This window comes from Pectobacterium peruviense, assembly GCF_003312355.2.
Taxonomy (GTDB): Bacteria; Pseudomonadota; Gammaproteobacteria; order Enterobacterales; family Enterobacteriaceae; genus Pectobacterium; species Pectobacterium peruviense.
Genome location: NZ_CP161826.1, coordinates 1488269 through 1500463 on the forward strand (window position 1 = coordinate 1488269; position 12195 = coordinate 1500463).

Consider the following 12195-nt stretch of genomic DNA (forward strand, 5'->3'; position numbering starts at 1 on the left):
AACAACGTCCCGGCGTTAAATTAGGGGTAGGGCTTACAGCAGATCGCGCAGGCTGTAAACAATGGCGGAAATAGCGATCAGTCCCATGAGCGTAACAAAGACGTTGCTAATGTGGCCGCTGTATTTTTTCATCGCTGGGACTTTCTGGATGGCGTACATCGGCATCAGGAACAACAGACACGCGATAATCGGGCCGCCCAATGTTTCGATCATACCCAGAATACTTGGATTCAGTGTGGCGACAATCCAGGTGGTAATCAGCATGAACAGCGCAGTAATGCGGTTCAGTTTGGTGTTGGAGATGGTTTTACCTCTGCTGCGCAGAGATTTCACGATCATGCCGTTAAAGCCTTCACCTGCACCCAGATAGTGGCCAAGGAAGGATTTAGAGATCGCGATGGTCGCAATTACCGGGGCCAGATAGCCGATTACCGGGCTATTAAAATGGTTCGCCAGATAGGACAGAATGGAAATATTTTGTGTTTTTGCTTCCATCAGTTCTGTTGGAGAAAGGCTCAGTACGCAGCTGAAAACGAAGAACATCACAGTCAACACCATCATGATGTGGCTGTAAGACAGAATGCGTGAGCATTTTTTCTCTGCGTCATCACCATATTCTTTGCGTTTGGCAACGGCGAAAGAGGAGATAATCGGCGAGTGGTTGAAGGAGAAAACCATCACCGGAATAGCCAGCCATAATGTCGCCAACAGACCGTTGCCCGTTACGCTGGAACTCAGAGAAATGTTTTCAAAAACAGAGGTGTTCCAGTTCGGAATTAAATACAGTGCCAGCAGCATCAGTACGGCAACAAAAGGATAAACCAGCACACTCATTGCTTTAACGATCATCGCTTCACCGAAGCGGACAATAAACATCAACCCGAGGATCAATATTAATGACAACACAGCACGTGGTGGAGAAGGCAAATGTAATTGGTGAGTAATAAAGCTATCTACCGTATTGGTGATGGCAACGCTATAAACTAATAGGATCGGATAAATAGCGAAAAAATAAAGCAAAGTGATTAATTTACCTGCACCAACGCCGAAATGTTCTTCAACGACTTCGGTAATATCTTCGCCACCTTTCTTGCCGGATAATACAAAACGGCATAATGCACGGTGAGAATAATATGTCATCGGAAAGGCAATCAGTGCCATGATAATTAACGGAATTAAACCACCAATGCCGGCATTGATAGGTAAGAATAACACGCCAGCGCCGATGGCCGTGCCATAGAGGCCCAGCATCCAGACGGTGTCACTTTTACGCCATCCTGAAGCCTGTTCTAACACGTGGCTGCTATCTTGAATTGTGCTCATTTACTGGTTTCTCCTCGGTGAACACATTAATACCCGTCATGCTGGGGTATAAAAATTACAGTATCGGCAACTTGCCGTTACAGAGTTTAAAAATCGAACAAGACATATTGCTAATTATGTCAACAGGTCAATACTGTTTTGTGGCGGCATTCTATATCGTGGTGGTCAGCGAATAATATTGAGGCGATCACAGAAATGAATTGACGGGGGGTATTTTAATAAATTTCCGCGCGAATTAAAATATCAAAGTTGATACTTTATTTTAAATATTTTTAACGGCTCGTTATTGATACTTTATTTAATTGTCGAGTGATGGAAAGTGAACAATAAATAAAATAAAAGGCAGATGAAATAATAAACGCAATTTTTCTGATGTCACGCGGAATGATAGTTTTTCTCTTTTAAGGGGCGTATCGGTGGTGTCGTGCCTTGCCTACCGCTGCATCTAATCGCGTTGTGTTCAGATGTGTTGTTATCTGATCTAACCGTCTTGTTATCTGATCTAATGATAGTTACCCGGCAGAGTACCGCCTGCCGGATAACCGCCGCCGATCTGTCAGGCGGTGAGTTTTTCTTCTGCCCACGCCAGACCGATGTGGTATTCCTCTGGTAATAGAGGTGCCAGCGATTGCAGCGTATGTTGCAACTGTGCGATATCCGACGACGGCAGATTGAGATGTCCAACTTTGCGACCAGGACGAACGTCTTTCTCATACCAGTGTAAATGCACTAGCGGTAGCGCCAGCCAGTCGATATTCACATCCGTCCCGATCAAATTGACCATCACTGACGGCGCTTCGACGACCGGTACCGGCAGCGGTAGATCCAGAATGGCGCGCAGATGAAGTTCAAACTGGCTAATCGACGCGCCATTTTGTGTCCAGTGCCCACTATTATGTACGCGTGGAGCCAGCTCATTAATCAGCAGGTGGTCACCGACAATAAAGCATTCCATCGCCATCACACCTACATAGCCCAGCGCATTCATAATCGCGGACAGCATCTGTTCAGCCTGCTGTTGCAATTGTGGGTCAGGCTGAGGGAAAGCCACGCTGGTACGCAGAATGCCATCCTGATGCAGGTTATGTGTTAGTGGGTAGAAGACGCATTTACCGTGCGTATTGCGGGCGCCAACCAGTGAGACTTCACCGGAAAAGTTAATCCCTTGCTCAACGATGCACTCGCCGTAGCAGTCTGCGGGCAGCGTCTGCTGTTCGCCGTCACGCAAGCGCCATTGTCCACGGCCGTCGTAACCGCCGACTCGGCGTTTAACGATAGCGAGTTCACCTAATGAGGTGAAGACGTGTGGCCATTCATCGGCGCTGGCCAGTAATTGCCAAGGCGCGGTTGCCAGATTCAACGAGTCCAGCAGTTGCTTTTGCGTCAGGCGATCGGCCAGACGTGGGAAAATATCACGGTTTGCGAACGCGGTGTGTTCAGCCAGCTCGCGGGTGAGGGCGGTTTCTGGCCAGCGTTCGATCTCGGCGGTAATCACACTGTTATGAAACGGCACCGATTCTGGCTCTGCATCCAGCCCAACGGGATAAACAGCAATCCCTAACGGTTCGCCCGCCTGACGGAGCATTCTGCCCAACTGACCATTGCCTAATACGCAGACCGGTTTCATGCCTCCTCCCGCGGATCGGGGTGAGATAGCACATCATCAGTTTGCGCCTGACGCCAGTCTGCCAGACGAGCGGCGATACCATTATCATGTAGGGCGAGAATTTGTGCGGCCAGCAGAGCTGCATTCGCTGCGCCTGCTTTGCCGATTGCCAACGTGCCGACCGGGATGCCGCGAGGCATTTGAACGATGGAATACAGACTGTCGACACCGCTCAGCGTCGAGCTTTGTACCGGCACGCCGAGCACAGGAACCAGCGTTTTTGCTGCCAGCATACCCGGTAGGTGTGCTGCGCCGCCTGCGCCAGCGATGATGACGTCAAAACCGTTCTGTGCCGCCTGCTCAGCAAAGCTGAACAGCTTATCCGGCGTCCGGTGTGCGGAAACGACTTCGGTATGAAAAGGAATGTTCAGCGTGGTGAGGATTTCCGCAGCAAACTGCATAGTGGCCCAGTCACTCTTTGAACCCATGACGATGGCAATTTTTGCCGGGGCAACGTTGGATGACATGCCTGTAACGCTCCTGTGATTGTACGTGTTCGTGACGATTTTGCGTCGGCCAGACGAGAGGGTCTGACATTGAGGGCGTAGAGCATATCACGCCATTATGGCGAGGAAAACGGTTGCGTATGCGGAAATACTGGGGGGATTAGGTGATAGATTGTTAAGTCAATGGCAGGAAACGCATTAAAATGGGAAGGAAATCAGTTCGATATTTTGTGGCGTGACCTTAATCATCGACCCTTCCTCATGCCAGGCACCGAGAACGGCACGCCGACCATAAGATTCGCCGAGAGCAACCGCATGGATGGCCGGACGGTGTGTGTGACCGTGGATCATCGTCTTCACCTGATAGTGCCGTAAGCGTTCAATTACCTGCTCAGGGTTTACATCCATAATCTGCTGCGATTTTTGCTGATTGGCCTGCTGGCTGCTGGCACGCATCTTAGCGGCAATCTTCAGACGCAGCGATAAAGGTAATAGCAAGAAGAGTCGCTGAGTTAATGGGTTATGCACGCGGCGACGAAATTTTTGATAGGCCAGATCGTCAGTACACAGGGTATCGCCATGCAGAATGAGGATTTTCTGACCGTAGAGGTCAACGACATTTTCTGTCGGTAGCAGCGTCATACCGCTTTGTCTGGCGAAACGCTTGCCGATCAGGAAATCACGGTTGCCGTGCACGAAATAACAGGGAATGCCGCGCTGATGTAATGCATACAATTCAGCGGCGATAGTCGCATGCAGTGGCTGCGGATCGTCATCACCAATCCAGGCATCGAACAGATCGCCAAGAATGTAAAGTGCATCGGCATGAATTGCCTCATGGCGTAAAAAACGCAGAAAACCGGCGGTAATCGCCGGTTCATGAAGACTTAAATGCAGATCGGCAATAAACAGCGTTGCCATGCAGGTCGGGTTATTCGCTAACCGTTACGTGGGTGATCACCACGTCTTCTTTCGGTACGTCCTGGTGCATGCCGCTGCGGCCAGTTGCAACGGCTTTGATTTTATCAACGACGTCCATGCCGTCGGTCACTTCAGCGAATACGCAGTAGCCCCAACCATCGGCACGCTCTGAACGGAAGTTCAGGAAATCGTTATCAACGAGGTTGATAAAGAACTGGGCAGTAGCAGAATGCGGATCGTTGGTACGAGCCATCGCCAGCGTGCCACGGGTGTTTTTCAGGCCATTGTTGGCTTCATTTTTGATTGTCGCATTGGTTTCTTTTTGATCCATACCGGGAGCGAAGCCGCCGCCCTGAATCATAAAACCATCAATCACGCGGTGAAAAATCGTGTTGTCATAAAAACCGCTGCGGCAGTAGTTCAGGAAGTTTTCTACAGTAACCGGCGCTTTGTCTGCAAACGTGTTAATAACGATATCGCCGTGGTTGGTATGAAGCGTAATCATAATAATGAACCCTAGATAGCCTTAGTGATAAGAGTGCAGTTCACAAAATACGGTGAACAACAAGAGCGCTGTTATAGCATAACTGGTCGATTGAGTCAGTATTTCAGTCTTGCCGCGCGTTTGTTGGCGATGGGGTGATGGAAGCGTCGTATAAAAATGTTTACTACTCTGATTTAGGTAATCGTTGCGAAGTGCGTGCTGTGGTCAAATAGGCATTGATAATGCCTTGATCACGCAATGTAGACTTTTGAAAACAAATAAATTGATTAATTAATGTAATTATAGTTAATTAATTTGAATGAGATTTTTGTTGCCCCAGATCAATGTTTTGCGTAATCAACGTGTTCTTTTTTTGCTGCTCAGATTAATCTGAGAGTAATTCTTATTCTTCTTAAATAACTCTAAAGAGATAGGTGAACTATGCTGGGTATTCTGGATGGTGTTAATCGTCTGTTAGACAAACCGGATTTTGGCAAGCTGTTCCTGCGCGTGTCTTTCAGTATTTTGATGCTGTTTCATGGCTGGCACAAAGTGCACGGCGGAATTGGCGCGATTGAAGGCATGCTGACCTCAGCAGGACTCCCTGCTTTTATTGGCTACGGGGTCTACGTCGGCGAAGTCATCATACCGATCCTGATGATTTTAGGGATTTTTACACGCCCTTCTGCGCTGATTTTCTCCTTCACCATGCTCGTCGCGACGTTGCTGGTTCACCCTGGTGGTTTCGTTGCGCTGGAAAAAACCGGTGCCTGGGGTGTTGAAGGCACGGCTGTCTTCTTCTTTGCTGGTATCGCTATTGCCTTGCTCGGTAGCGGAAAATATTCTGTGATGTCGAATCCACGTTGGCGCTGATTGTTTTTGTCAGCAGATTATTTTTTCGTCAGTAACGCCGATTGTATGAAATGGCCCGGATTTTCCGGGCCATTTCATTTTTATCCTTTCTCGCTTATTCCCTCTTCTTAACCTTGCAATACAGTAGGGTTCAGGTTTCAATACGTCGTTGGGGTATAAACCCTGAATGTATTGATGTTACTGACGTTAACTGCCACTGTGATTGATCTATCGTGCGAACACGATGCTTGTGTGAACACCACTCTTGTGAAACCATTTTTTTGTGAAAACCATTTTTATAAAAACACTGGAACGCCCTGATGCTAAAGATTTTTAATACGCTGAGTCGCCAAAAAGAGGAATTTAAACCTATCCACGCCGATCAGGTGGGAATGTATGTGTGTGGCATCACCGTTTATGACCTGTGTCATATCGGTCACGGGCGTACTTTCGTGGCGTTTGATGTGGTGGCGCGATATTTGCGGTATCTGGGATATTCACTGAAATATGTGCGTAATGTCACCGATATTGACGACAAAATTATTAAACGTGCGATCGAAAATGGGGAAACCAGTGACCAACTGACAACCCGCATGATTGCAGAGATGCATGCCGATTTTGATGCCTTGAATATTCTGCGTCCTGATGCCGAACCGCGAGCGACGCACCATATTGCCGACATCATCGAAATGGTGGAAACGTTGATTGCCCGTCGCCACGCCTATGTAGCGAGCAATGGCGATGTGATGTTCTCCGTTGATACCGCCCCAGGCTACGGTGTGCTGTCTCGTCAGGATCTGGATCAGTTGCAAGCCGGTGCGCGCGTTGAAATTACAGAAGTGAAGCGTAACCCGATGGACTTCGTGCTGTGGAAAATGTCCAAGCCGGGTGAGCCACACTGGTCTTCTCCGTGGGGAGAAGGGCGCCCCGGCTGGCACATCGAATGCTCCGCTATGAACTGCAAACAACTGGGCGAGCACTTTGATATTCACGGCGGCGGTTCAGATTTGATGTTCCCGCACCACGAAAATGAGATTGCGCAATCCAGCTGTGCGCACGATGGCCCGTATGTGAATTACTGGATGCACTCCGGCATGGTGATGGTTGACCGCGAAAAGATGTCAAAGTCGCTCAACAATTTCTTCACCGTACGTGACGTGCTGGCGTATTACGACCCTGAAACCGTGCGCTATTTCCTGATGTCAGGCCACTATCGTAGCCAGTTGAACTACAGTGAAGACAATCTGAAGCAGGCGCGTGCGGCGTTAGAACGTCTGTATACCGCATTGCGTGGGATGGATCTCAGCGTTGAAGCGCACGGCGGTGATGAGTTTGAAGCACGTTTCCGCGAAGCAATGGACGACGATTTCAACACGCCTGAAGCATACTCGGTGCTGTTTGATATGGCGCGTGAAGTTAACCGCCTGAAAGCGGAAGACGTACAGGCGGCGAATCATCTGGCATCAGCGCTGCGTAAACTGTCTGGCGTGCTTGGCCTGCTGGAAAAGGATCCTGAGCAGTTCCTGCAAAATGGTGCGCAGGTGGATGATGACGAAGTGAAAGAAATCGAAGCGTTAATCCAACAGCGTAAAGACGCACGCGCGGCGAAAGATTGGGCGCTGGCGGATCAGGCACGCGATCGGTTGAATGAAATGGGGATCGTGCTGGAAGACGGCCCGCAGGGAACGATCTGGCGCCGTAAGTAGCCAATAACTCTTTTTCAGTAAAGACGTTTTCAGCTAATAAAAAGCCCGCAGAATAATCGCGGGCTTTTTTTCGGTATTATCGATGCTGTAAGGATTACTCGGCGACAGTTACCGTCTCGCCGTTGAACTGAACGGTTTGCCCAGCGACGATCTTGCAGCGCTTGCGTGTTTCCGTCTGGCCATCAACGGTCACATCGCCTGCGGCGATAGCCAGTTTAGCCGTCGCGCCGCTTTCGCTCCAGCCCAGCAATTTCAAGAGATCGCACAGTTCAACGTGCGGATGCTTTTCAAGATTAAACGTTGCCATAAATTCCTGCTTATCGGTGTTTGACCTAATATATCCTAAATAATCCGAGTTGCGTGAAGGCGACAACCGCACGAGTCCCCAGGAGCTTACATAAGTAAGTGACTGGGGTGAGTAAGGGCAGTCAACGTACAAGCAACTTGAAGTATGACGGGTATCGCCAATTATTCGGCGTGGTCATGATACTCTTCGCACGCCTGTAGCGTGTTTTGAATCAGTGTGGCAACGGTCATCGGGCCGACGCCGCCCGGCACAGGGCTAATGTAAGACGCTCTTTCCTGCGCAGTTTCAAATTCCACATCGCCAACAACTTTGCCGCTTTCCAGACGGTTGATACCCACGTCCAGCACGATTGCGCCCGGTTTAATCCATTCGCCAGGGATAAAGCCCGGTTTACCCACTGCAACAACCAGCAGATCGGCGTTTTCAACATGGTGACGCAGATTTTTGGTGAAACGGTGCGTGACGGTGGTGGTACAGCCTGACAGCAACAGTTCCAGACTCATCGGACGGCCCACAATATTGGATGCACCGACCACAACAGCATTTAGCCCGAAGGTATCGATATTATAACGTTCCAACAGCGTGATGATGCCACGTGGCGTACAAGCGCGTAGCAATGGCGCACGCTGGCAGAGACGACCCACGTTATAAGGATGGAAACCATCAACATCTTTATTTGGGGCGATACGTTCGATCACTTTGGTGTTATCAATACCTTCCGGCAGCGGAAGCTGAACCAGTATACCGTCAATCGTCTGATCGGCGTTGAGCTGGTCGATAACGGCTAACAGCTCTGATTCTGTTGTGGTGATGGGTAAATCGTAAGAGCGAGAGATAAAGCCGACTTCTTCACATACCTTGCGCTTGCTGGCGACATAAATCTGTGACGCTGGATTCTCGCCAACCAACACAACAGCTAGACCCGGTGCGCGTTTTCCTTCAGCCAAACGCTGCGTGACTCGTGCGGCAACTTCGTCTTTGACCTGCTGCGCAATCGTTTTACCATCAATAATCTTTGCTGCCATTTGAGATGAGACCCATCAATTGGAGTATAGGGGGAGATGGCCGCTATTTTGTCAGAAGCTGCGCGTGCTGTCAGGCATTGCGTGAACATTAATTGTTTCTATATGGCGATTGATCTCGCTATTCGCTGACCTCGAACCGGTTTTTACCACTATTTTTGGCGCGATACAGCGCGGCATCGGCAATATCAATAACGGATGCTGCTGTTGGCGGTGGGTTATCGACGCAGAACACATACACACCGGCACTAATGGTGACAATTTTCTCTGGGAACAGCGTCATTTCATGCGCGATTTTTTCCTCGCGCACTGAATTCAGTACGCGCTGAGCGAGCGTAGTAGCGCCTTGTTTATCCGTATCGGTGATGATTATAGCGAACTCCTCACCGCCATAGCGGGCGACTAAATCTTCTTTTCGTTTCGGCATGTTGCTCAGGGCGTTACCAATCTTACGCAGGCACTCATCACCGGCGACATGTCCATAATGGTCGTTATATTTTTTGAAGGCATCGACGTCGATCATGATCAACGCCATACACTGCCGCGTTTCCGCAACTCGCAATAAGGTTTGTTGCAGGAAAATATCAAACTGGCGGCGGTTAGCTAAGCCTGTCAGGCCATCAAACAGCGCTAACGTCTGCAAGGTGTGGTTAACCGATGTGAGTTCATCACGCACGATGGTTAAATCGATCTGATTTTTCAAATTCATACGAATCTGTCTCAGTACGATCAAACCGAGCAGGATAATCGTGAAGAGCAGGGTTAACGTAATAGCACCGTAAACCAGACTGTCCGATTTCCATTTACTAAGAACCAATCCAAGATCGAAACCCGCTGCGATGACGATGGGGTAACGCTTTAATTTTGTGTAGCCATAAATGCGTTCGACATGGTCAAGCGTAGAGACAAACGTTGCCGTTCCGCTTTCCGACTGTTTCAGGTGTTCTGAAAAGAGCGGGCCGCTCGACACATTTCGGTTGATATAAGAATCGTCGTAAGGACGTCCGTACAGAATCCGGCCGTCGGAAAGCAGAATGGCAAGCACGTCCATATTTCCCATGGAGTAGTAGCCATAATACTGTTTGAAATAGTTCAACGAGAGGGTGGCGAGCAGCACACCGTTAAAGCTGCCGTCTGGCTTACTGATACGCATAGAGACGGGAATGATCAGATCGCCGGTAGATCGGCTTTGAATCACACTGCCGATGTGCATGGCCTGACTGACGTTATTCTGGTGATATTTGAAATATTCTCTGTCGGCGTTATTCGCATTGGCCGGTTTTGCTATCCCAGAGTTCACCAACCATTCGCCTTTATCGTCATAAATGAAGATGCCATGCAGCTGTGGCAGTGTTGCCTTACGGCTCCTTAAAATATCGCCTAATCGGTTCAATTGTACGGACGATTGACCATCCTGCTCGATACGCTCTTGTAAATCTTGCAGCAATATGTCGACTTGTAAAAAAGTATCTTCGGCATGGCGTGCCAGTGACAGCGACAGATTTTTGGCGTTTCGCTCTGTGGAATCGATAAGCTGTTGGTGAGAATTGAATACTGCCCATCCGTTCAGTGCCACTACCGCCGTGATGATGAATAGCATAAATATAATCATCAATTTTTGGAGCGGCATTTGATACTGGCTGGCTTTTTCGTGCGTGCTGGCCTTCATCGTCTTTCCCATCCTTAGCCAAAGAAATGACTGATGGTAAGTGTAGACGTTCCTGCCATTTGCGTTGTTATTGATGAGATTTTCTTATGATTTTTTGTTGGGTTTTACATAACTTTCAGTCGATTTTATAAAAAGCAGCATCGTTATCCCTTTGCTTCCATGTGCCATTGATAAAGACGCCAAAATCAAGCGTATTGTCGTGTCTATTCGAAAAGATCATCTAAGATAAATGACGTCCTGTTACATAACGTCATGAAAATTTATTTTCGCGCTAATGATTAAAAACGTCACAAGGTGTAAGTAAATTTTTATTTATCATTAAATACGCTATGTTTAATTGGCGTTTAACCGGCGTTGCTAATGATGAGAGGGTGTTCATGACGTTTCGACTGATGAGTAAGAGGTGCCTTCGTGAGTGATGAGATCATTAATCGTGAGGTAGGAAATAAATTGAAATGCAACCCCTCTTTTCAGATGAGGAAATAAAAAAGATACTGCGGCGAAATAGGTTTTTAGCCATTTATGAAATAAAGAGCTCTTCATGAAAATAGCGATTAGCGGAACGGGATATGTCGGTTTATCGAATGGATTATTATTAGCACAACAGCATCAGGTTGTGGCGTTGGATATTGTGGCAGAAAAAGTGGCGTTGCTGAATCAACGAAAATCGCCGATTAATGACGCTGAGATTGAACGCTTTTTACAACATGAAACGCTGAATTTCTCGGCTACGTTGGATAAGAATGAAGCGTATGCTGATGCGCAGTTTGTGATTATCGCTACGCCGACGGATTACGATCCGCAAACCAACTATTTCAATACCTCATCGGTAGAGGCGGTCATTCGCGACGTATTGGCGATTAATCCGCAGGCGATTATGGTGATCAAATCGACGGTGCCTGTTGGCTTCACCGAGAAAATTAGCCAGCAGCTGGATACAGATAATATCATTTTTTCGCCCGAGTTTTTACGTGAAGGAAAGGCGCTGTATGACAATCTGTATCCATCGCGAATTGTCGTTGGGGAGCGTTCGGAAAGGGCGAGATTCTTCGCTAACTTATTGATGGACTGTGCATTAAAAAAAGATATTCGCGTGCTTTTCACCGACCCGACAGAGGCCGAAGCGATAAAATTATTTGCGAATACCTTCCTGGCAATGCGGGTGGCCTACTTTAATGAGCTGGACAGCTATGCCGAATCGCTGGGGTTGAATACCCGGCAGATTATTGAAGGCGTATGTCTCGATCCCCGCATCGGCGATTACTACAACAATCCTTCTTTCGGCTACGGCGGCTACTGCTTACCGAAAGATACCCGACAGCTTCTGGCCAATTATCGTACTGTTCCGAATAACCTGATCAAGGCTATCGTGGACGCTAACCATACGCGGAAAGACTTTATTGCCGACACGATTATCCGTCGGCACCCTAAAACCGTCGGCGTCCATCGCCTCATCATGAAAGCGGGGTCGGATAATTTTCGCTTTTCCTCCATTCAGGGCATTATGAAAAGAATAAAAGCGAAAGGAATCAATGTAGTGATTTATGAACCGGGGATTGATGATGATAACTTTTTAGATTTCCCAATCGTTCATCAACTCGACAGTTTCAAACGGCAATGTGACATTATTATTACCAACCGTTATGCCGATGAATTAAAAGATGTAATAGGGAAAGTCTATACGCGAGACTTATTCGGTGAGGATTGATTTCTTGTCGTAAATCAATAAATCGACATTTTTATTATATATTGGACTATTCGTAAAAAGTTCACTTTTGCATTGTAATTAACTATGTCTT

General features: G+C 48.0%; 11 protein-coding genes. 3 read left to right on the forward strand and 8 right to left on the reverse strand.

All coding sequences use genetic code 11. The features are described from left to right. Nucleotides 1–33 precede the first annotated feature (33 nt). The 5 genes from DUT67_RS06740 to ppiB all read right to left on the reverse strand — a co-directional run bounded on the left by DUT67_RS06740 (nucleotide 34) and on the right by ppiB (nucleotide 4861). A complete protein-coding gene (locus tag DUT67_RS06740) occupies nucleotides 34–1323 on the reverse strand; it encodes an HAAAP family serine/threonine permease (RefSeq protein WP_048261335.1) in 1290 nt (429 codons plus the stop codon). 556 nt (nucleotides 1324–1879) lie between these two features. Next, the gene (gene purK / locus DUT67_RS06745; protein WP_048261333.1) at nucleotides 1880–2950 is read right to left on the reverse strand and encodes a 5-(carboxyamino)imidazole ribonucleotide synthase; all 1071 of its coding nucleotides are present in this window, start codon (nucleotides 2948–2950) and stop codon (nucleotides 1880–1882) included. Further along, on the reverse strand, nucleotides 2947–3456 hold the full coding sequence (gene purE / locus DUT67_RS06750) for a 5-(carboxyamino)imidazole ribonucleotide mutase (RefSeq protein WP_039292942.1): 510 nt from the start codon (nucleotides 3454–3456) through the stop codon (nucleotides 2947–2949). The genes purK and purE overlap by 4 nt, the downstream gene beginning before the upstream one ends. 177 nt (nucleotides 3457–3633) lie before the next feature. Then, complete coding sequence (gene lpxH, locus DUT67_RS06755; RefSeq protein WP_048261330.1) at nucleotides 3634–4356, reverse strand: UDP-2,3-diacylglucosamine diphosphatase; 723 nt, start codon at nucleotides 4354–4356, stop codon at nucleotides 3634–3636. Nucleotides 4357–4366: 10 nt separating this feature from the next. Then, nucleotides 4367–4861: a peptidylprolyl isomerase B gene (gene ppiB, locus DUT67_RS06760; protein WP_048261328.1), complete on the reverse strand. Its 495-nt coding sequence runs from the start codon at nucleotides 4859–4861 to the stop codon at nucleotides 4367–4369. A 420-nt stretch (nucleotides 4862–5281) separates the two neighbouring features. Between ppiB and DUT67_RS06765 the strand changes: the two genes are divergently transcribed. Both DUT67_RS06765 and cysS read left to right on the forward strand, forming a co-directional pair. Next, entirely contained in the window at nucleotides 5282–5713 is a 432-nt protein-coding gene (locus DUT67_RS06765) for a DoxX family protein (RefSeq protein ID WP_048261326.1), read from the forward strand. A gap of 299 nt (nucleotides 5714–6012) precedes the next feature. Continuing rightward, a complete protein-coding gene (gene cysS / locus DUT67_RS06770) occupies nucleotides 6013–7398 on the forward strand; it encodes a cysteine--tRNA ligase (RefSeq protein ID WP_113632264.1) in 1386 nt (461 codons plus the stop codon). Between the two features lie 94 nt (nucleotides 7399–7492). Here the strand turns inward: cysS and ybcJ are convergent, their stop codons facing one another. The 3 genes from ybcJ to DUT67_RS06785 all read right to left on the reverse strand — a co-directional run bounded on the left by ybcJ (nucleotide 7493) and on the right by DUT67_RS06785 (nucleotide 10396). Beyond that, nucleotides 7493–7705, reverse strand: coding sequence for a ribosome-associated protein YbcJ (gene ybcJ / locus DUT67_RS06775; RefSeq protein ID WP_011094673.1), 213 nt, complete (start codon nucleotides 7703–7705; stop codon nucleotides 7493–7495). Nucleotides 7706–7866: 161 nt separating this feature from the next. Then, nucleotides 7867–8730 carry a bifunctional methylenetetrahydrofolate dehydrogenase/methenyltetrahydrofolate cyclohydrolase FolD gene (gene folD / locus DUT67_RS06780; RefSeq protein ID WP_113632263.1) on the reverse strand — a complete coding sequence of 288 codons (864 nt, stop codon included), beginning with the start codon at nucleotides 8728–8730 and terminating at the stop codon, nucleotides 7867–7869. 118 nt (nucleotides 8731–8848) lie between these two features. Further along, nucleotides 8849–10396, reverse strand: coding sequence for a sensor domain-containing diguanylate cyclase (locus DUT67_RS06785; protein WP_113632262.1), 1548 nt, complete (start codon nucleotides 10394–10396; stop codon nucleotides 8849–8851). Between the two features lie 541 nt (nucleotides 10397–10937). Here DUT67_RS06785 and DUT67_RS06790 point away from each other — a divergent pair. After that, nucleotides 10938–12104, forward strand: a complete 1167-nt coding sequence (locus DUT67_RS06790; RefSeq protein WP_048261317.1) for a nucleotide sugar dehydrogenase — start codon at nucleotides 10938–10940, stop codon at nucleotides 12102–12104. Nucleotides 12105–12195 lie beyond the last annotated feature (91 nt).

What these genes read in the sequence shown, in the direction of transcription:
- lpxH (WP_048261330.1), bottom strand. Translation starts at nt 4,356, where the DNA reads ATGGCAACGCTGTTTATTGCCGATCTGCATTTAAGTCTTCATGAACCG.
- ybcJ (WP_011094673.1), bottom strand. Translation starts at nt 7,705, where the DNA reads ATGGCAACGTTTAATCTTGAAAAGCATCCGCACGTTGAACTGTGCGAT.
- purE (WP_039292942.1), bottom strand. Translation starts at nt 3,456, where the DNA reads ATGTCATCCAACGTTGCCCCGGCAAAAATTGCCATCGTCATGGGTTCA.
- cysS (WP_113632264.1), top strand. Translation starts at nt 6,013, where the DNA reads ATGCTAAAGATTTTTAATACGCTGAGTCGCCAAAAAGAGGAATTTAAA.
- folD (WP_113632263.1), bottom strand. Translation starts at nt 8,730, where the DNA reads ATGGCAGCAAAGATTATTGATGGTAAAACGATTGCGCAGCAGGTCAAA.
- DUT67_RS06785 (WP_113632262.1), bottom strand. Translation starts at nt 10,396, where the DNA reads ATGAAGGCCAGCACGCACGAAAAAGCCAGCCAGTATCAAATGCCGCTC.
- DUT67_RS06740 (WP_048261335.1), bottom strand. Translation starts at nt 1,323, where the DNA reads ATGAGCACAATTCAAGATAGCAGCCACGTGTTAGAACAGGCTTCAGGA.
- ppiB (WP_048261328.1), bottom strand. Translation starts at nt 4,861, where the DNA reads ATGATTACGCTTCATACCAACCACGGCGATATCGTTATTAACACGTTT.
- purK (WP_048261333.1), bottom strand. Translation starts at nt 2,950, where the DNA reads ATGAAACCGGTCTGCGTATTAGGCAATGGTCAGTTGGGCAGAATGCTC.
- DUT67_RS06765 (WP_048261326.1), top strand. Translation starts at nt 5,282, where the DNA reads ATGCTGGGTATTCTGGATGGTGTTAATCGTCTGTTAGACAAACCGGAT.
- DUT67_RS06790 (WP_048261317.1), top strand. Translation starts at nt 10,938, where the DNA reads ATGAAAATAGCGATTAGCGGAACGGGATATGTCGGTTTATCGAATGGA.